This is a genomic window from Bradyrhizobium sp. LTSP885, from assembly GCF_000938305.1.
Lineage (GTDB): Bacteria > Pseudomonadota > Alphaproteobacteria > Rhizobiales > Xanthobacteraceae > Bradyrhizobium.
The window spans coordinates 141,858-160,865 of the sequence record NZ_JYMT01000038.1 but is presented as its reverse complement, the minus strand read 5'-3'; the positions used below and the strand labels follow the sequence as shown (position 1 = coordinate 160,865).

The 19,008-nt window shown below is 64.3% G+C and carries 15 protein-coding genes; 6 read left to right on the top strand and 9 right to left on the bottom strand.

The window, feature by feature from the left end:
- From UP09_RS24590 to UP09_RS24580, 3 genes are read left to right on the top strand one after another with little or no spacing between them, the layout of a single operon-like run.
- Complete coding sequence (locus UP09_RS24590) at nucleotides 1-894, top strand: ABC transporter permease (RefSeq protein ID WP_044540870.1); 894 nt, start codon at nucleotides 1-3, stop codon at nucleotides 892-894.
- The gene (locus tag UP09_RS24585; RefSeq protein ID WP_044540869.1) at nucleotides 894-1,907 is read left to right on the top strand and encodes an ABC transporter ATP-binding protein; all 1,014 of its coding nucleotides are present in this window, start codon (nucleotides 894-896) and stop codon (nucleotides 1,905-1,907) included. The genes UP09_RS24590 and UP09_RS24585 overlap by 1 nt, the downstream gene beginning before the upstream one ends.
- Nucleotides 1,904-2,899, top strand: a complete 996-nt coding sequence (locus UP09_RS24580) for an ABC transporter ATP-binding protein (RefSeq protein WP_044541199.1) — start codon at nucleotides 1,904-1,906, stop codon at nucleotides 2,897-2,899. Before UP09_RS24585 ends, UP09_RS24580 begins: the two co-directional genes overlap by 4 nt.
- Nucleotides 2,900-3,039: 140 nt before the next feature.
- Here UP09_RS24580 and UP09_RS24575 read toward each other — a convergent pair whose 3' ends face one another.
- The 4 genes from UP09_RS24575 to UP09_RS24560 form a co-directional block, all read right to left on the bottom strand.
- Nucleotides 3,040-5,019: an acetyl/propionyl/methylcrotonyl-CoA carboxylase subunit alpha gene (locus UP09_RS24575; protein ID WP_044540868.1), complete on the bottom strand. Its 1,980-nt coding sequence runs from the start codon at nucleotides 5,017-5,019 to the stop codon at nucleotides 3,040-3,042.
- Nucleotides 5,016-6,632 carry an acyl-CoA carboxylase subunit beta gene (locus tag UP09_RS24570; protein ID WP_044540867.1) on the bottom strand — a complete coding sequence of 539 codons (1,617 nt, stop codon included), beginning with the start codon at nucleotides 6,630-6,632 and terminating at the stop codon, nucleotides 5,016-5,018. The genes UP09_RS24575 and UP09_RS24570 overlap by 4 nt, the downstream gene beginning before the upstream one ends.
- A complete protein-coding gene (locus UP09_RS24565; RefSeq protein WP_044540866.1) occupies nucleotides 6,632-8,230 on the bottom strand; it encodes an AMP-binding protein in 1,599 nt (532 codons plus the stop codon). The genes UP09_RS24570 and UP09_RS24565 overlap by 1 nt, the downstream gene beginning before the upstream one ends.
- 117 nt (nucleotides 8,231-8,347) lie before the next feature.
- Entirely contained in the window at nucleotides 8,348-9,214 is an 867-nt protein-coding gene (locus tag UP09_RS24560) for a beta-keto acid cleavage family enzyme (protein ID WP_044540865.1), read from the bottom strand.
- Between the two features lie 215 nt (nucleotides 9,215-9,429).
- Between UP09_RS24560 and UP09_RS24555 the strand changes: the two genes are divergently transcribed.
- On the top strand, nucleotides 9,430-10,653 hold the full coding sequence (locus tag UP09_RS24555; RefSeq protein WP_044540864.1) for an ABC transporter substrate-binding protein: 1,224 nt from the start codon (nucleotides 9,430-9,432) through the stop codon (nucleotides 10,651-10,653).
- Nucleotides 10,654-10,663: 10 nt separating this feature from the next.
- Here the strand turns inward: UP09_RS24555 and UP09_RS24550 are convergent, their stop codons facing one another.
- The 4 genes from UP09_RS24550 to UP09_RS24535 all read right to left on the bottom strand — a co-directional run bounded on the left by UP09_RS24550 (nucleotide 10,664) and on the right by UP09_RS24535 (nucleotide 14,666).
- Nucleotides 10,664-11,470, bottom strand: coding sequence for a helix-turn-helix domain-containing protein (locus tag UP09_RS24550; RefSeq protein ID WP_502689080.1), 807 nt, complete (start codon nucleotides 11,468-11,470; stop codon nucleotides 10,664-10,666).
- 128 nt (nucleotides 11,471-11,598) lie between these two features.
- Complete coding sequence (locus tag UP09_RS24545) at nucleotides 11,599-12,255, bottom strand: glutathione S-transferase family protein (protein WP_044540862.1); 657 nt, start codon at nucleotides 12,253-12,255, stop codon at nucleotides 11,599-11,601.
- Nucleotides 12,255-13,424: an acyl-CoA dehydrogenase family protein gene (locus tag UP09_RS24540; protein ID WP_044541198.1), complete on the bottom strand. Its 1,170-nt coding sequence runs from the start codon at nucleotides 13,422-13,424 to the stop codon at nucleotides 12,255-12,257. The genes UP09_RS24545 and UP09_RS24540 overlap by 1 nt, the downstream gene beginning before the upstream one ends.
- Before the next feature lie 105 nt (nucleotides 13,425-13,529).
- Nucleotides 13,530-14,666 carry an acyl-CoA dehydrogenase family protein gene (locus UP09_RS24535; RefSeq protein ID WP_044540861.1) on the bottom strand — a complete coding sequence of 379 codons (1,137 nt, stop codon included), beginning with the start codon at nucleotides 14,664-14,666 and terminating at the stop codon, nucleotides 13,530-13,532.
- A gap of 217 nt (nucleotides 14,667-14,883) precedes the next feature.
- Between UP09_RS24535 and UP09_RS24530 the strand changes: the two genes are divergently transcribed.
- Together UP09_RS24530 and UP09_RS24525 are read left to right on the top strand one after the other, a co-directional pair.
- Entirely contained in the window at nucleotides 14,884-16,425 is a 1,542-nt protein-coding gene (locus UP09_RS24530) for an acyl-CoA synthetase (protein WP_044540860.1), read from the top strand.
- Between the two features lie 129 nt (nucleotides 16,426-16,554).
- A complete protein-coding gene (locus tag UP09_RS24525) occupies nucleotides 16,555-17,775 on the top strand; it encodes an ABC transporter substrate-binding protein (protein WP_044540859.1) in 1,221 nt (406 codons plus the stop codon).
- A gap of 333 nt (nucleotides 17,776-18,108) precedes the next feature.
- Here UP09_RS24525 and UP09_RS24520 read toward each other — a convergent pair whose 3' ends face one another.
- The gene (locus tag UP09_RS24520; protein ID WP_044540858.1) at nucleotides 18,109-18,873 is read right to left on the bottom strand and encodes a helix-turn-helix domain-containing protein; all 765 of its coding nucleotides are present in this window, start codon (nucleotides 18,871-18,873) and stop codon (nucleotides 18,109-18,111) included.
- Between the last annotated feature and the right edge of the window lie 135 nt (nucleotides 18,874-19,008).

Here is a 19,008-nt window from a genome sequence, read left to right as displayed (position 1 = left end):
ATGGCGACACTCGACTTCGACAGCGAATTGCGACGCGCCGGCGCCAATGCCGGCGAGGGCTGGCGCCGGCTCGCTTTCCTCGCGCAGCGCCACATACTCGGCACGATCGGCCTCGTCATCATGCTGCTGTTCGTCTGGATCGCGATCTCCGCCGACCTGATCTGCCGCTACGATCCGCTCAGCGTCGATGCCGCGCACCGCCTTGCCGCGCCCTCCGCGGTTCACTGGTTCGGGACCGATTCGTTCGGCCGCGACGTCTGGAGCCGCATCGTGCATGGCGCACGAATCTCGCTCGCGGTCGGGATCGGCTCCACGACGCTGGGCGCGTCGATCGGCGTGATGGTCGGACTCACCTCCGGCTATCTCTCCGGCTGGGTCGACCTCCTGTTCCAGCGCGTCACCGACATCCTGCAATCCTTGCCGCTGCTGGTGCTCGCGCTTGTCATGACCGCCGCGCTCGGGCCGTCGCTGCCGAACGTGATCCTGGCGATCGCGATTCCCCTGATCCCGACGGTCTCCCGCGTGATCCGCGCCAACACGCTGGCGCTGCGCGAGCAGCCGTTCGTCGAGGCCGCCAAATCGATCGGCATGAGCGAGACACGGATCGCGCTGCGCCACATCCTACCGAACACCATCGCGCCACTGATCGTGCTCGCCACCGCGCAGCTCGGCTCGACCATTCTGACCGAGGCGTCACTGTCATTCCTTGGTCTCGGGATTCCCGAGCCTTACCCGTCATGGGGCCGGATGCTGTCGGAATCCGCCGCCGAATATGTCCGCGTCGCACCGTGGCTGGTGATCTTTCCGGGCATCGCGATCAGCCTGGCGGTGTTCGGCACCAATCTGTTCGGCGATGCGCTGCGCGACATCCTCGATCCGAGGCAGCGCGGCTGATGAGCGAGGCATTAGCGCTCGATACGGTTCTCGACGTGAAGAACCTGCAGACGGTGTTCTTCACCAATTCCGGCCTGTTCCGCGCGGTCGATGACGTCTCGTTCTCGGTCCGCCGCGGCGAGACGCTGGCGATCGTCGGCGAATCCGGCTGCGGCAAGAGCGTCAGCGCGCTGTCGATCATGCGCCTGGTGCCCGATCCGCCCGGCCGCATCGTCGGCGGCTCGGTGCTGCTCGAGGGCACCGATCTCCTGATGCTCGACGACGCTGCGATGCGCGACGTCAGGGGCAATCGCATCTCCATGATCTTCCAGGAGCCGATGACCTCGCTCAATCCGGTGATGCGGATCGGCGATCAGATCATCGAAGCCGTGCGCCTGCACCGGAAGGTCAGCCGCAAGGAGGCATGGAAGCAGGCGGTCGACATGCTGCGGCTGGTGCGCATCCCGGAGCCCGAGCGGCGGGCGCGGGAGTATCCACACCAGCTCTCCGGCGGCATGCGCCAGCGCGCCATGATCGCGATGGCGCTGGCCTGCCGTCCGGCGCTGTTGATCGCGGACGAGCCGACCACCGCGCTCGACGTCACCATCCAGGCGCAAATCCTGGCGCTGATCGTCGATCTGCAGCAGCGACTCGGCACCGGGCTGATCCTGATCACCCACGATCTCGGCGTCGTCGCACAGACCGCGCAGCGCGTGATCGTGATGTATGCCGGCAAGAAGGTCGAGGAGGCGACCGTCGAGGCGCTGTTTGAGACCCCGTTGCATCCCTACACGCGTGGGCTAATGGCTTCTATACCTGCGGTGATCGGACTCGGCGCCAAGACCGATGCGCGGCTGACCGAAATTCCCGGCATGGTGCCCTCGCTGACCAATCTGCCGCCCGGTTGCGCCTTCGCACCGCGCTGCAAGCTCGCGATCGACCGCTGCCGTCAGGAGTATCCCCCGCTGCAAGAGTTTGCCGCCAACCATTGGGCCGCGTGCTGGCGCGCCGGCGAGACGGTGGCGGCCTCATGACCGAGCAGCGCCCGCTCCTGGAAGTCACCGATCTCGTCAAGCATTACGCGGTGCGCGGCGGCATTTTGCGCCGACAAGTCGGCACCGTGCATGCGGTCGACGGCGTCAGCTTCTCACTTGGCGCCGGCGAAACGCTCGGCCTCGTCGGCGAGTCCGGCTGCGGCAAGTCGACGGTGGCACGCACTGTGCTGCGGCTGGTCGAGCCGACCAGCGGCGCGATCAGGCTTGACGGCGAGGATATCGCGCCGCTCAGCAAGACCGCGCTGCGGCCGTATCGCCGCTCGATGCAGATCGTGTTCCAGGACCCGTTCGCCTCGCTCAACCCGCGCATGACGGCCGGCGACATTGTCGGCGAGCCCCTGATCGTACACGGCCTCGCGACCGGTCAGAAGAAACGGGATCGCGTCGCGGAATTATTCCAGCAGGTCGGCCTGCGCGCCGACCAGATGAAGAACTATCCGCACCAGTTCTCCGGCGGCCAGCGCCAACGCATTTGCATCGCGCGGGCGCTGTCGCTCGGACCACGCCTGATCGTTTGCGACGAGCCGGTCTCGGCGCTCGATGTCTCGATCCAGGCCCAGGTGATCAATTTGTTGATCGACCTGCAACGCCAGCAGAATTTCTCCTACCTCTTCATTGCGCACGACCTCGCCGTCGTCGCCCATATCAGCCATCGCGTTGCGGTGATGTATCTCGGCCGCATCGTCGAGATATCAGACAAGCACGCGCTGTTCGCCAACCCGCGGCATCCCTATACGCAAGCGCTGCTCGCCTCGGTGCCGATCGCCGACCCCAAAGCCAAGCGGTTGGCGCCGATGATCGATGGCGACGTGCCGAGCCCGATCAACCCGCCCCCCGGCTGCGCCTTCCACACCCGCTGCCGCTACGCCATCGATCGCTGCAGGACGGAGCGGCCGGCACTCAAGGAAGCCGGGACAGGGCATCAGGTGGCGTGCTGGCTGAATGATGGGACTGGGCGGCTTGATCAATAACTCAGCGTTGTCCCTGCGAAAGCAGGGACCCATAACCACAACTGTTCATTGCGGCGCGCAGCTGTGGCTCCAGCCTTCCCCTTCATCATGCCCTGTGGTTATGGGTCCCGGGTCGCGCTACGCTTGCCCGGGACGACAGTTTACGCGGCCGCCTCGATCTCGACCACGATCTTCCCCGTTGTCACCTGCTCACCCTCGGCGACATCGATCGACGACACCGTGCCAGCCACGCCGGCCGTATGCACGTGCTCCATCTTCATCGCCTCCAGCGTCATCACCGGCTGACCCGCCGCGACCTTGTCGCCGGCTTTCACCAGCAGCGCGACGACGCGGCCGTTCATCGCGGCGCGGACCTTGCCATCGCCACCGGCCGCACTCGCCGATTCCGGCGGCGCGAGCGTGAGATCGCGGGCCGACAGCGTAACGCCGCGATGCAGGACAGAGAGTCGATCGCCATCACGCAGGAATCTCGCCGATTCCATCAGCCCGTCGTGGTGGAAGCGGATGCTATCGCGGCCGAGCTCGTCGATCTTGAAACGGTATTGGTCGCCATTGCGGGCGGCGAGGTAGCTGCCGTCACGTTCGCGGACGATCTCGATCTCCTGCACGCCGTGGCCGAGATCGATCCGCAAGCCCAGCGGAAATGTCGCGGCGAGCGATCGTCCGCGCTGCCACGGCGGCGCGCAGGCGTTGGTGACGTACAGCAACAGCGCCGCCAGCGCGATGTCGCGACCCTGATCCGCACGCGGGGCCAGCAGCGCATCGCGGTACTGACCGATGAAGGCCGTGGTCGCCTCACCCTTGGCAAAGACGGGATGCCGCAAGCAATCGATCAAGAAACCCTGGTTGGTGGTGACGCCGAAGGCCGCGACGTGTTCGAGGGCGCAAATCAGCTTGCCCCGCGCCTCGTCGCGGGTCGCGCCGTGGCTGATGATCTTGGCGATCATCGAATCATAGAACGGCGGGATCTCCGCGCCCGATTGCAGCGCGTGCTCGACGCGGATGTTGTCCGGCATCTGCCACAAAGCCATCGTGCCCGATTGCGGCATGAAGTCATGCGCGGCGTCTTCCGAGCAAACCCGCACCTCGATGGCGTGGCCGGAGAATGTGACCTCCTCCTGCTTGAGCGGAAGCGGCTCACCGCTGGCGACGCGGAGCTGCAACTCGACCAGATCGAGCCCGGTGATCGCCTCGGTGACGGGATGCTCGACCTGCAGCCGCGTGTTCATCTCCATGAAATAGAAATGGCCGTCGCGGTCGAGCAGGAATTCCAGCGTGCCGGCGCCTTCATAGCCGATTGCCTTGACCGCCTGCACGGCGACGGCGCCCATCCGTGCACGCAACTCGGGCGTAACAGCAGGCGACGGCGCCTCCTCGATCAGCTTCTGGTGCCGCCGCTGCACCGAGCAATCGCGCTCGCCGAGATGGATCGCGTTGCCATGGCGATCGCCGAACACCTGAATCTCGATGTGGCGAGGATCGACGATCGCGCGCTCGAGGATGACGGTCGGATCGCCGAACGCACCCTGCGCCTCCGAGCGCGCGCTGCGCAGCGCATCCGGAAACGCTGTTGCGTCCGTAACCAGCCGCATGCCGCGCCCGCCGCCGCCGGCCACTGCCTTGATCATCACCGGGAAGCCGATCGACTTGGCTTCCGCTAGCATCGCGGCATCGCTCTGGTCGGCGCCCTGATAGCCGGGCACGCAGGGCACGCCGGCCTTTTGCATGATGTCCTTGGCGCCCGCCTTGTTGCCCATCGCCCGGATCGCTTCCGGCGATGGGCCGATGAACACGAGTCCGGCATCGCGGCAGGCCTGTGCGAACGCCTCGTTCTCGGCCAGGAAGCCGTAGCCGGGGTGCACCGCGCTGGCGCCGCTCGCCTTCGCCGCGGCTATGATCGCGTCGATCTTGAGATAGGATTGCGCCGGCAGCGCCTCGCCGATTCGCACCGCCTGATCGGCCTCGCGGACATGAAGTGCATCGCGGTCGGCATCGGAATAGACCGCGACCACGCCGTAGCCGAGCCGCCGCGCGGTGCGCATGACGCGCAGCGCGATCTCGCCGCGGTTGGCGATCAGGATCTTGAAGAATGGCGTCCGCTTCACTGCTGTCCCACTCATGGCCGCGCCACCGAAAACTGCATGCGTTGCGGGTTGCGTGCCTCGGCCTCACGGCAGATCGAAAGCACTTCGGCGAGCACGCTGCGCGTATCGCGCGGATCGATCACGCCGTCGTCGAGCACGCGGGCACTGGTCGAGAACACATCCATCTGGCCATCGAACACGCCAACGATCTGCGCCTTCATCGCCTCCAGTTTCTCCTTCTCGATCGGCTTGCCGCGCCTGATGGCCGCGGCCTCGGTGACGATCGCCATGGTTTCGGCGGCCTGTTCGCCGCCCATCACGGCGGTCTTGGCATTCGGCCAGGAGAAGCAGAAGCGCGGATGAAAGCCGCGGCCGCACATACCGTAATTGCCGGCGCCGAACGACGCGCCGCAATAGATTGTAATCTGCGGCACCGTTGCTGAGGTCACCGCCTGGATCATCTTCGAGCCGTGCTTGATCATGCCGGCTTCTTCATAGGCCTTGCCAACCATGTAGCCCGTCGTGTTGTTCATATAGAGGATCGGCGTGCGCGACTGGCAGCAGGCCTGGATGAAATGCGTCGCCTTGTTGGCGCCGGGCACATCGAGCGGGCCGTTGTTGGTGATGATGCCGATTGCCTGACCTTCGATATGGGCGTGGCCGCAGATCGTCGCCGGACCGTAATTGGCGCCGAACTCGGTGAAATCGGAATCGTCGATGAAGCGCGCGATCGCCTGGCGCATATCGACGGGCCGCTTGTGATCGACAGGCATGACGCCAAGCAGTTCCTCCACGTCATAGCGTGGCGGCTTGAACACGCCTTCGTCGCGCTTAGGCCGGTCCCATGGCAGCTTGACCATGATCTCGCGCGCGATGCGGAGCGCGTCGCGGTCGTCTTCGGCGAGATAATCGCCAAGGCCCGAGATCGAGGTGTGCATTTCGGCCCCGCCAAGCTCCTCCTCGGTCGCGATCTCGCCGGTCGCGGCCTTCAGCAATGGCGGCCCTGCCAGGAACGCGCGGGTGCGGCCGCGCACCATCACGATGTAGTCGGACAGGCCCGTCTGGTAGGCGCCGCCCGCAGTCGACGAGCCGTGGGTGACGGTGACGACGGGCAATCCCGCCGCCGACAGCCGCGCCAGATTGCGAAAGATGTTACCGCCACGGACAAAATCCTCGACGCGGTAGCGCAGCAGATTGGCGCCGGCGCTCTCGACGAGCTGCACATAAGGAAGCTTATTCTCCAGCGCCAGCTCCTGTACCCGCAACGTCTTGTCGATGCCATAAGGCTGCAGCGCGCCGGCGTCGATGCCGGCATCGTTGGCACTCACCATGCAGCGGATGCCGGAGACGATGCCGATACCGGCGATCAATCCGCCGCCGGGCACACTCTTGTCTGCATCGGATACGTCGAACATGTAGCCGGCGAGCGTCGAGAGTTCGAGGAACGGCGAGCCGGGATCAAGCACTAGCGCGACGCGCTCGCGCGGCAGCAACTGCCCACGCTTGTGGAAGCGATCCTTTGCTGCGGCCGAAGCCGTGCGGGTGCGTTCCTCCAGCGCCCGCATCCGCGCGATCAGTCCCAGCATGCCGTCGCGATTGGCCTGGAAGGCCGCGCTGCCGGTGGAGATGGTGTTCTCGATAATGGCCACTAGGCACGCTCCGCGAAATATCCACTGTACTGTTGCCGCAGCTCGACCTTGCGCAGCTTGCCGGTCGCGGTCATTGGCATCTCGTCGAGGATTCGTACCAGCTTCGGCACCTGGAAACCGCCGAGATGCTGTCTGCAATGCGCCTCGATCCCGGCCTCGTCGGCCACCGCGCCGGGCTTCAGCTTGACGAAGGCGGAGACCGCCTCGCCCCATTGCGGATGGGGCAGACCGACAACGGCGGCATTCTGTACCGCTGGATGGGCAAGCAGCATCTCCTCGATCTTGACCGAGGCGACGTTCTCGCCGCCGGACTTGATCATGTCCTTCTTGCGGTCGAGGAACAGCACCTCGCCGTTCAAGTCGATCAGCGCAAGGTCGCCGGTATGATGCCAGCCGAACTTGCGCGCCTCTTCGGTCGCCCTCGCGTCCTTGTAGTAGCCCAGCATCACGTTCGGCCCCCTATGCACGAGCTCGCCGATCTCTCCGCGTGGCAGCAAATTGCCATTGTCGTCCATGATCGCGGTCTCGTTAACGATCAGAGATTCGCCCCAGTAATTGCCGAAGCGATCCAGTTGCACCTCCGGCCGTGACATCGTGGTCGCCGGATACATCTCGGTTTGGCCGCTGGAGAGCACGAAGTTCGGGCAGAGATCGGCGATGGCGCGCTCCAGCAGCGGCTTGCCCATCGGCGCCATGGTGTAGATGCAGCAGCGCAGGCCCGACAGGTCGTACTCCCCGCGGCGCGGATGATCGAGGATGGCCTGGTACATCAGGGACAAGCCAACGAACACGGTGAGCCTGTCGCGAACGATCGCCTCCATGCAGACGACGGGATCGAAGCCCCGCATCAGCGCCATGCGGCCGCCGACCGAGAGATAGCTGAGCAGCAGCACATGGCCGGCGCAGTGGAACAGCGGGAATTGCCCGGTGATGCCGTCGTCGCGGGAGAGCTGCATCTCGATGCAATTGCTCATCACAGCCATGACCACGGCGAGATGGCAGTGCATCGCGCCCTTCGGCCGCGACGTGGTGCCAGAAGTGTAAATGATCATCGCAAGGTCGCGGTCGTTGATCTCGATCTCCGGCTCAATGTCGGACTGGCCCTGCAACAGGTCGTTGAAGCCCGGGAGACCGGCCTTCCCAGCATTGCCGGTCAGATCGATCGCGATCATCTGCATGCCGCGCGCGTCCAACGCCGCGCGGCGATCGGCCTGCACATGGAGATTGTCGTCGATGACCGCGAAGCGCACCTCGGCATGACCGAGAATGTAGTCCATATCCGCTGGTCCGAGCATGGTGTTGATCGGCACCCAGACCAGGCCTGCGCGATGAATGCCGAACAGCGCTTTGACGAACTCGACCGAGTTGTTGCAGATGGTCGCAATTTTCTCACCCGGCTTCAGGCCGCGCTGCACGAGGTAGTTGGCAAAGCGGTTGGCGTCGTGTTCGATCTCGCTGAAGGTGACGCGGCGGTTCCCGTCAGTCAGCGCGACGCGATCCGGAAATCGCCTCGCTGCGCGCTTCAGGAGATCGCCAATCGCGACCCTCCCGATGCGGCCCGGCCCGGTGACGCCGCCGGTTACTGTGAGATTGTCCATTGCCCGCTCTCCCTCTCAGTCGTCATTGCGAGGAGCGAAGCGACGAAGCAATCCATTCTTCCATTGTGCGGAGGGATGGATTGCTTCGCTTCGCTCGCAATGACGGCTGGGCCAAAGTCAGTGCCTGACCCCAAAAATCTGCCGCGCTTCCGCCGGGCTCGCGATCTCGCGACCTGCTCTTCGCGCGCATGCGGCCAACGCTTCGACGAGTTGCCCATTGGACGTCACCTTGGTGCCGTCGCCGAGATAGAACGTGTCCTCCAGCCCGCTGCGCAGATGGCCACCGAGATCGGCGCAGCGCTGGTGCAGCGGCCAGATCTCGGCGCGGCCGATCGCGGTGACCTGCCAATGCGCGTCGGTCGCCTTCAGCTTGAGCAGGATCGGCAACAGCTCCGGATCCGCCGGCATGCCGGAAGCGACGCCCATCACGAAATTGTACTCGAGTGGACCGGAATACATCCCGGTCTGCCGGTACATGCCGACGCAGCGCACGATGCCGACATCGAAACATTCGAACTCGGGAATCGTGCCGGCCGCTTTCATGACGTCGAGATAGTCCTGGATCTTCTCGACCGCGTTATCGAACATCATCGGCGGCCAGGCCCAGGTGTTATCGGACTTGACCTTGAGATAGTTCAGCGAGCCGGCGTTGCAGGCCGCGATCTCCGGCCTGGTCTCGCGCACGCAGTTCAGCGCGCCCTGGTAGTTCGGGCCCGAGGTGCCGGTGGTGTGATTGATGATCACGCCGGGGCAGGCCTCGCGGATCGCCTGCTGGATCTCCTTGCTGACATCGACCTCCCATGACGGCAAATGGCCCTTGTTCGGCTCCTGCTGGCGCAGATGGATGTGCATGATGCTGGCGCCGGCATCGAACGCGGCCCTCGCCTCGCGCGCCATCTGCTCCGGCGTCACCGGAACGTTGTGCTGCTTCGGATCGGTGAGCACGCCGTTCAGCGCGCAGGTGATGACGGCCTTGTTGCTCATAATGTCGCTTGTCCCGGTTGCAGCGCACTGGCGCTACTGATTTTCCATGATGAGAGATTTGTCTCCGCGCCATCTTGCGTTGACTGGCTACCCCGATGCTCTCACGCAGCGATATGCCGCCAGCCGGTTAACACAAGACGCAGAACGACGTGGTGCGCTATCCTCTCGGCAAGCAAAAGTCTGGCGCAACAGGCAGGCCCCGCGGGGAGAACGTCATGGTCTCGATCAACCGGCGCACATGGCTCACGGGCGCTGCAGGCGCCGGCCTCGCGGCACTCGCAGGCAGCCGTCCTTCACTCGCGGAAGACACGCCGGGTGTCACTGCAGCCGAAATCAAGATCGGCAGCACGACGTCACTGAGTGGCCCGGTGTCGGCGCTCGGCGTGCAGGCGCGCTGCCAGGAAGCCTACTTCAAGATGCTGAACGAGCAGGGCGGCATTGCCGGCCGCCAGATCAAGTACATCTATTACGACGACGCGTTCAATCCGGCGAAGACGGTGGAGCAGGTGCGCCGGCTGATCGAGAGCGACAATGTCGCCTTCCTGTTCAACATGCTCGGCACTGCGCCGAACTCGGCCGTGGTCAAATACATCAACGCCGCGAAGGTGCCGCATCTGTTCCTGTCGGTGAATGGCGACAAATGGGGCGACTACCAGACCTATCCCTGGACCATGGGCTTTGCGCCGAGCGCGCGGACCGAGGCGCAGGTGTTCGTTAGATACGCGCTAAGCCGGAATCCGAATGCGAAGTTCGCGGTGCTCTACCAGAACGACGATTTGGGTAAGGATTTCGTCGCAGGCGCCAAGGATGTGCTGGGCGAGAAGTTCCAGAGCGCCGCGGTGGTGGCCTCCCACGAGGTCACCGATCCCACGATCGATTCCCAGCTCGTCACCCTGCGCGGCGCCAGCCCGGACGTGCTGATCTCAGGCACCACGGCGAAGTTCGCCGCGCAGTCGATCCGCAAAATCTACGAACTCGGCTGGAAGCCGATGCATTTCATCGCCAGCGGCGCCGCCTCGCTTTCCTCGACCATCTTGCCCGTTGGGCTCGACAAGGCGCAAGGCACGATCTCGTCGGCTTATGTGAAGGACGTCGCTGATCCGGCCTGGGCCAATGATCCCGGCGTCAAGGATTTCCTCACCTTCATGGCGAAGTACTTTCCCGACGGCAATCCGAAGGAAGGTTATAGCCTCTACGCCTACACGGTGGCGCAGGTGCTCAAGATCGTGCTTGAGCAATGCAAGGGCAACTTCACCCGCGACAACATCATGGCGCAGGCGAACAATCTTAGGGATGTCCAGATCCCCACGATGCTGCCGGGCATCCGCGTCAACACCAGCCCAACCAATCACCACCCGCTGCGACAACTCCAGTTGCAACGGATCGAGGGTCCGGGCTGGCTGCGGTTCGGCGAGGTGATCGAGGGCGCGAATTTGTAGTCGGGACGGATCAGGTCAACACCGGCGCGCTCACCGCCTGTCCGGCGCTGTAGATCGCCAGATCCCGCGATCCAGAAAAAATCGCGCGCGGCTTGAGCCCATAAAACCGGCGGATCGAATGGCTGAAATGGGTCGAGTCAGGATAGCCGATGTCCTGCGCAAGATGCGCGAGGTTGATGTCCTGGTTGGCGAAGTGCAGCAAATGCCGCGCGCGCTTCCAGGCGCGGAAGGAGCGGAACGAGATCCCGGTCTCGTCCTTGAACAGATGCAGGAAGCGCGACGGCGACAGGGAGGCGTCCGCGGCGCAACCCGCTGCCGTCACCGGCTCGCCCGAGAACTGCCCAATGCGGCTGATCGCGCGCACCACGCGGGGATCGAGCAGGCGCTGCGGCAGCGCATCGCCGAAGCACATCGTATCGAACTCGACATTCGAGATCGCGTCGCGATATTGCATCTCGGCAAGCCGCGCATAGGCAGCGCGGATGCGATTCGCGAACAGGGCGCAGTCGGGGCCTTGCAGGCGGCGGGCGACGGCGTCCAGCGTGCCGTCAGGCACGCTCTCCGGCTCGATCGCGACGCAGATCGCCGAGCGATATTCGCTGGTGATGGTGTGGCGCAGGTTCGGCATGGTCACAGCGAGTTCGCCATGGCCCTGCTGGCCGTCGCTGGTGGAGAGATGCAGGCCGTCGCGAATCGCGACATAGACGTGAAACGCGCCCGGGCAGCGTTCGCGCGGGCGGCCGAGCAGCCCGGCGTAGAACACCCGCTCCGGCGTGATCAGCATCCGGTGGCCGGAGTCATGGCTCTCTACGTCCACGATGGCGTCCATGGCAGCTCCTCCTCGCGCGGCTCTTAGGCCGCTGCGACCGGGGCTACCATAGCGCATATTCGCAACCTGTCACCGACGGGTTGGATCAATTCCGGGACAGATCGCCGCTGCAGCAATCAAGGCCGAGCACGCGGCGCAACGTTCTGTTCCGTCCCGGCTTTTTGCTCCGCCGCCACCGCGCGCTGATAGCCCTCGCGCTGTTGCAGCCGGGCCCAATAGGCCGCGACATTCGGCCCGAAGTCCTTGGCGAGGCCGATATTGTCGGCGAGCCTCAGCGCATAACCGTTGGCAATGTCGGCAGCGGTGAAGCGTTCCGCGCAGAGGAATTCTGACTTGGCTGCTGCGGCCTCCACCGCACGCAAGCGGCCGAGGAACCATTTGGCGTAATCGGTCGAAACCTGCGGATTGCGCCGCTCTTCCGGCTCAAGCTGGCTGTAGCGGAGCACCAGCGTCTGCGGGAAGGTCAGCGTGGCGTCGGAGAAATACATCCAGTTCAGGAAGGCGCCGTAGGCCGGCTCGTCGACGCCGACGACGAGCGGCGTTGGGCCGTGTCTTGTGCCGAGATAATGGCAGATGCCGGAGGATTCCGTCATCCTGGTCTCGCCGTCGACCATGAACGGGATGGTGCCGAGCGGGTTGATGCCGAGATATTCCTTGGCGAAGACGCGCGGCGGGAACGGCAGCATTTTCAGCTCGTAGGGAAGCCCAAGCTCCTCCAGCATCCACAGCGGACGGAACGAGCGCGCGGCGTCGCAGTGATACAGCGTGATCATCAGGCGTTTCCCTTTGGCTTGGGGCCCGGCAGCGTCCCCATCATCTTGCAGAGTACCATGAGCATCACCTCATCGGCGCCGCCGCCGATCGAGGTCAGGCGGCTGTCGCGATAGGCGCGGCTGACCGGCGTCTCGTTGGTAAACCCCATGCCGCCCCAATATTGCAGGCAGGCATCGGTGAGCTCGCGGCCGAGCCGGCCGGCCTTCAGTTTCGCCATGGTCGCAAGCCGTGTCACGTCCTCGCCCGCCACCAGCGCCTCGCCGGCACGATAGATCAGCGAGCGCAGCAATTCGACCTCGGTCTGCATCTCCGCAAGCTTGAAATGCACCACCTGATTGTCGAGGATCGCGCCGCCGAACGCCTTGCGGTTGCGGGTGTAATCGATGGTCGCGTTGATGATGAATTCATGCGCCTTCAGGCAGGCCGCCGCGCCCCACAGCCGTTCCTCCTGGAACTGGATCATCTGGTAGGTGAAGCCCTGGCCCTCCTCGCCAATCCGGTTGCGCTTGGGCACCCGGACATTGTCGAAGAAGATCTGCGCGGTGTCGGAGGAGCGCATGCCGAGCTTGTCGAGTTTTCGAGCGACCTGCACGCCTTTGGTCTTCATCGGCACGCAGATCAGCGACTTGTTGCGATGAACCGGGCCATCGCTGGTGTTGGCGAGCAGGCAGATCCAGTCGGCTTGGGTGCCGTTGGTGATCCACATCTTGCCGCCATTGATGACGTAGTCGTCGCCGTCGGCGCGTGCACTCGTCTTGATCGAGGCGACGTCGGAGCCTGCGCCCGGCTCGGAGACGCCGATGCAAGCGACCTGGTCGCCCGCGATCGCCGGCACCAGGAACTCACGCCGAACCTCGTCGGAGCCGAACCGCGCCAGCGCGGGCGTCGCCATGTCGGTCTGCACGCCGATCGCCATCGGCACGCCGCCGCAGGTAATCGCCCCGAGCTCTTCGGCCATCATCAGTGCATAGGAATAATCCAGCCCCTGGCCGCCGAATTCGACCGGCTTGTTGAGGCCAAGGAAGCCGAGACTGCCGAGCTTCTTGAACAGCTCATGCGCCGGGAAGATGTCGGCCTTCTCCCATTCGTCGACATGCGGGTTGATCTCGGCCGCGATGAATTTCTGCAAGGCGCGGCGCGGTTCGTCGTGGTCGGCGGTGAAGAGCATTTTGTTTCCTGTCATTCCGGGGCGGCCGCGTAGCGGGCGAACCCGGAATCTCGATCCATTATCTCTGGATTCCGGGTTCGCGCTACGCGCGCCCCGGAATGACGGTTAGAGTCCCATCTGCCGTGACGCGAGATCCTTCATGATCTCCTCGGTGCCGCCGCCGATGGCGTTGACCTTGACCTCGCGGTAGATGCGCTCGACCTTGATGCCGCGCATGAAGCCGGCGCCGCCGAAGATCTGCACCGCCTCAGAGGCGCAATGCGCCATGGTCTGGGTCGCCTGGTTCTTCATCATGCAGATCTCGGCGACCGGGCTCTCGCCCTCGCCGAGCCGCCACGCCAGCATCTCCAGCATCGCCTGCGAAACTGCTACCTTCTGCGCCATGTCGACGATCTTGTGCCTGATCACCTGATGCTGCGCGATCGGCTTGCCGAACGTCTTGCGCTCCTTAGCGTAGGCGATCGCCTCATCGAGGCAGACGCGCGCATAGGCCGTGCAGCTTGCCGCCATGCCCATGCGCTCGCTGTTGAAGTTCTGCATGATGATCTTGAAGCCCTGCCCCTCCTCGCCGATCAAGTTCTCGACCGGCACCCGGCATTCGTCGAAATGCAAGGTCGCGGTGTCGGACGCCCACCAGCCCATCTTCTTCAGCTGGGTGCGCGAGAGGCCGGGCGTATCGCCCTCGATCAGCAGCAGCTTGACGCCGCCGGGGCCCTCGCCGCCGGTACGCACCGCGACCGTCAGATAGTCGGCGCGCATGCCTGAGGTGATGAAGGTCTTCTCGCCGCTGACAACGTAATGGTCGCCGTCGCGCCGCGCCTTGGTGCGCAAATTGGCGACATCGGAGCCGCCGCTCGGCTCGGTGATCGCGAGTGCGGAGATCTTTTTGCCCGCCAGCACCTCCGGCAGCACCCGTGCCTTGACCTCGGGCCGCGCGGCGCGCGCGATCGGCGGCGAACCGATGGTGTGGCTCATCAGGCTGGCACTGACGCCGCCGGCGCCGGCGCGCGCCAATTCCTGCGACGCCACGATCTTCATGAACTGGTCGGCAGCGATCCCGCCATATTCCTCGGGAAAGCCGAGGCCGAGCAGCCCGATCCCGGACGCCTTGGCGTAGAGCTCGCGCGGAAACTCACCCGCCTCGTCCCACTGGTGGGCATGGGGCTCGATTTCCTTCGCAACAAAGCGGCGCATCACCTCGCGAAAGGCCTCGTGCTCGCCGGTGTAGAACGGGTTCGCCATTCGCACTGCTCCGTTGATTCCTGCGGCCGACGATGTCCGGATTCCTGCCGCCTCACTTGCGTCGAGTGGCTGCCTCATCAGGCAGACACCCGATCTGGCCACCGACCAGCCACTAAACGCAAGACACACTCCCGATACGCCCCCTCCACTCCCGATCCGTGGCATCAATGGAACCGGGGACAGGCGACGCAAGACCGCCGATCCGGAGGAGGACAATTTGCCGGTTCGTTATTACGACTGGATCGCGCATCATCGGCGGCGGACGCCGGACAAGGTGGCGCTCGTCGATCTCGCAAGTGCGCGGCGCTTCACCTATGCGCAGATGGACGCGCGGGTGTCGCGCCTGGCCGGCCACCTGCGCGACCAGCTCAAGATTGCCAGCGGCGACCGCGTCGCGGTGCTGGCGCTGAACACGACCGATACGCTGGAGGTGCAGTTCGCCTGCTTCCGGCTCGGCGCGGTCTTCGTGCCGCTCAACACCCGCCTCACCGTTCCCGAGCTGCACTACATCGTCGGCGACGCGTCGCCCAAGGTGATGATCCACGACGACGATCTTGCCGAGACGGCGCTTGCGGTCGCAAAACTCTGCAATGTTGCTTCCGTCATGAGGCTCGGTCCCGGCGGCTCCTACGAGGCCGGGGTCGCGGCAGCAAAACCGCTCGATCACATCGAGATCGTCATGCTCGATGACATCTCGACCATCATGTACACCTCGGGCACAACCGGCCAGCCGAAGGGCGCGATCATCACGCACGGCATGACATTCTGGAATTGCGTCAATCTCGGCGGCTCTGCCTGCATCTCACCGTCCTCGGTGCTGCTTACGGTGCTGCCGCTGTTCCACACCGGCGGACTGAATTGCTACACCAATCCGGTGCTGCATTCCGGCGGCACCGCGCTGATCATGAAGACCTTCGATCCGGGCGAGGCGCTGCGGCTGATCAGCGATGGCGCGCAAGGCATCAACGTGTTCTTCGGCGTGCCCGCGATCTACCAGTTCATGGCGCAGCATCCGACCTTCGCGACCGCCGATTTCAGCCGCCTGGTGATCGGCGGGGTCGGGGGCGCACCGATGCCGGTGCCGCTACTGAGGACCTGGGAAACCCGCGGCGTGGCGCTGCAGCAAGGCTACGGTATGACCGAGACCTCGCCGGCGGTGATGGTGCTCGACCGCGAGGATGCCGCGCGCAAGGCCGGCTCGTCCGGCAAGCCGGTGCTGCACACTGAGGTGCGAATCGTACGCCCCGACGGCGCCGATGCCGATATCGGCGAACTCGGCGAACTCTGGGTCAAGGGGCCGAACATCACGCCGGGCTACTGGAACAGGCCGGACGCCAACGCCTCTTCGTTCACCGACGGCTGGCTGCATACCGGCGATGCCACGCGGATGGACGAGGAAGGCTTCTACTACATCGTCGACCGCTGGAAGGACATGTACATCTCCGGTGGCGAGAACGTTTATCCCGCCGAGGTTGAGAGCGTGCTGCATCAATTGGCGGCGGTTGCCGAAGCCGCGGTCATCCGCATCCCGAACGAGCAATGGGGCGAGGTCGGGATGGCCGTTATCGCGGTCAAGCCGGGCCATACGCTTGCGCCGGTCGACATTCACGCCCATTGTCAGGCCAATCTGGCACGCTTCAAGTGCCCGCGCCTGATCGAATTTGTCGATGCCCTGCCGCGGAATGCGACAGGAAAAATTCATAAGCCGACGCTTCGGCAGACGTTCAGCCAGCCGAAGCCGACCGATACTGCGGCGTGATTCCGGAAAGCGCGTGTCGCTTTTCCGGACCACGCCGAGACAAAGAACTGCCCCGTAACTGTCTGCCGGGACCGGCTACGGGTTTGTCGCAGAAGTCCCCAACCAAAATCAATCGAGGAAAATGCCTTTATGAAAACGACGAAACTGTCGCTGCTCGCGGCCGCCACGGCGCTCTGCCTGCTCTCCACCCAGGCCGCCTTTGCACAAAAGAAATACGACACCGGCGCCTCCGATACCGAGATCAAGATCGGCAACGTCGAGGCCTATAGCGGCCCCGCCTCCGCCTACGGCGTCATCGGCAAGACCGAGGAAGCCTATTTCAAGATGATCAATGATGCCGGCGGCATCAACGGCCGCAAGATCAACTGGATCTCCTATGACGACGGCTACTCGCCGCCCAAGACGGTAGAGCAGATCCGCAAGCTGATCGAGAGCGACGAGGTGTTTTTGGTGTTCAACGCGCTGGGCACCCCAACCCAGACCGCGGTCCAGAAATATCACAACGCCAAGAAGGTGCCGCAGCTGTTCCTCGCCACCGGCGCCAGCAAGTGGAACGATCCGAAGGACTTCCCGTGGACCATGGGCTTCCAGCCGAGCTACCGCGTCGAGGCCCGGATCTTCGGAAAGTACATCCTCAAGGCCAAGCCGAACGCCAAGGTCGCGATCTTCTATGCCAATGACGATTTCGGCAAGGATTACCTGATCGGCCTCAAGGAGGTCCTCGACAAATCGAGCGCCACGATCGTCGCCGAAGAAAGCTACGAGACCACCGAGCCGTCGATCGATTCCCACATCGTCAAGCTGAAGGACACCAACGCCGACGTGTTCGTCAACATCGCGACGCCTAAATTCGCAGCCCAGGCGATCAAGAAGATCGCCGAGCTCGGCTGGAAGCCGATGCAGGTGATGACCGACGTCTCGCTCTCGATCGGCGCTGTCATGAAACCCGCCGGGCTCGAGGCCAGCGAAGGCGTGCTGTCGGCCGGCTATCTCAAGGATGCCTCCGATCCGCAGTGGAAGGACGACGCCGGCATGAAAAAGTTCATGACCTTTGTCGAAAAGTACATGCCGGGCGCCAACATCTCGGACGCCAACCTGGTCTATGGCTACGCCGCGGCACAGACCATGGTGCAGACGCTGAAGCAGTGCGGCGACGAGCTGACGCGTGAGAATGTGATGAAGCAGGCCGCCAGCCTGAAGGATTTCGTGCCCGACACGCTGATCCCCGGCATCAAGATCAACACCAGCGCCACCGACTTCGCTCCGATCGAGCAGCTCCAGATGTGGCGGTTCAAGAGCGGGCAGTGGGAGTTGTTCGGCGACATTCTCAGCGCCGAGACGGGGGGCTGATCCAAAGTCGACCGCCAATCGAGAGCAGACTCCCTCTCCCGCTTGCGGGGGAGGGCCGGGGTGGGGGCTCTCTCCACGAATCGTACTGTGGAGAAAGCCCCACCCGCCGCGCTCCGGCGCGCAAGAGCGCTGCCGAGCGCGTCAAATATCGAAAACAACCCCATGCAAAGTAGCCGGCGGCTGCCGGCGTTCGACACGACGACTTGACATGTCGGGCAACTCAGCGGCATTATTCCATTATTCCGAAATCGCGCAAGCGCCTATGGGACGTGGCCGTAGTCACATGCGATTGCCCTGCCCGCAAAGCGGGAGAGGTGAAGTGACAGGCGACGGCTAGCCCGGCAGCAGAATCGCAAAAGACTCATCCACCGTGCGGCGCAAATGCTCCCGGTAGAGCTTATGGTTCGCATCGTCCGGCGATACCCGCCCGAGACTCGGGTTCGGCACGTTCTTCACCGGCAACAGCGCAATCGGCGCCGCGATCGGCGTCAACAGTGAGGCGCGGCCGGCGAGCAAGGTCGTGATGATGCCGTACATCTCGCCGCTATTGCGCGGCCGGCACACCGTGATCAGGCGATGCTGGCCGTGGCGGTTGGTCACGAGATAGACAAAGCCCGACTCGTTGGGCACCGCGACCTCGCCGTACTGGGTGTAGTCGGCATCCTGCCGCTCGCCCTCACGAAAACCGAGCGACGCGGTGGCCTCGTCCCATGCGATCTCGGTGCGATAGGCATAGATCGCATCCTTGTCACCGAACGACGGCCGTACCGTGATGTAGGTCCCTTCGATCCGCGCCACCGCGCGGCGGGAATAGGATCCGAGGTTGTCGGGCGCGATCACGCCATTGACGGGCGCGGCGGCTGGCGCCACGTCTGGCAGTTTGCGCAAGGAGACACCGAGCGCCTGCTCCAGCCGCACCGTGGTTGCCAGCGTGAACGGGCGACGGCCGCCGAGCACCTTTTCCAAGGTCGACAGGCTGAGTTTCGCCTGCTCCGCCAGCGTCTGCCGCGAGATCCGGCGGCGCGCGATCTCCTCGCGGATGGTCTCCGCCACTTGCTGGCTCTGCTCGGCGGAAAGCTGCTTGTCCGGCGTCGGCATCGTGATCCCCAGCGCGATTCCTCATCGATTTCCGCAGTCTAGCAGACCGGACAATCCAGCACAAAACCGCACAAAACCGCCTAACCCGCAGGCGGATCGCGACGGACAGCGGCCAATCATTGCCGATCGTTCTGC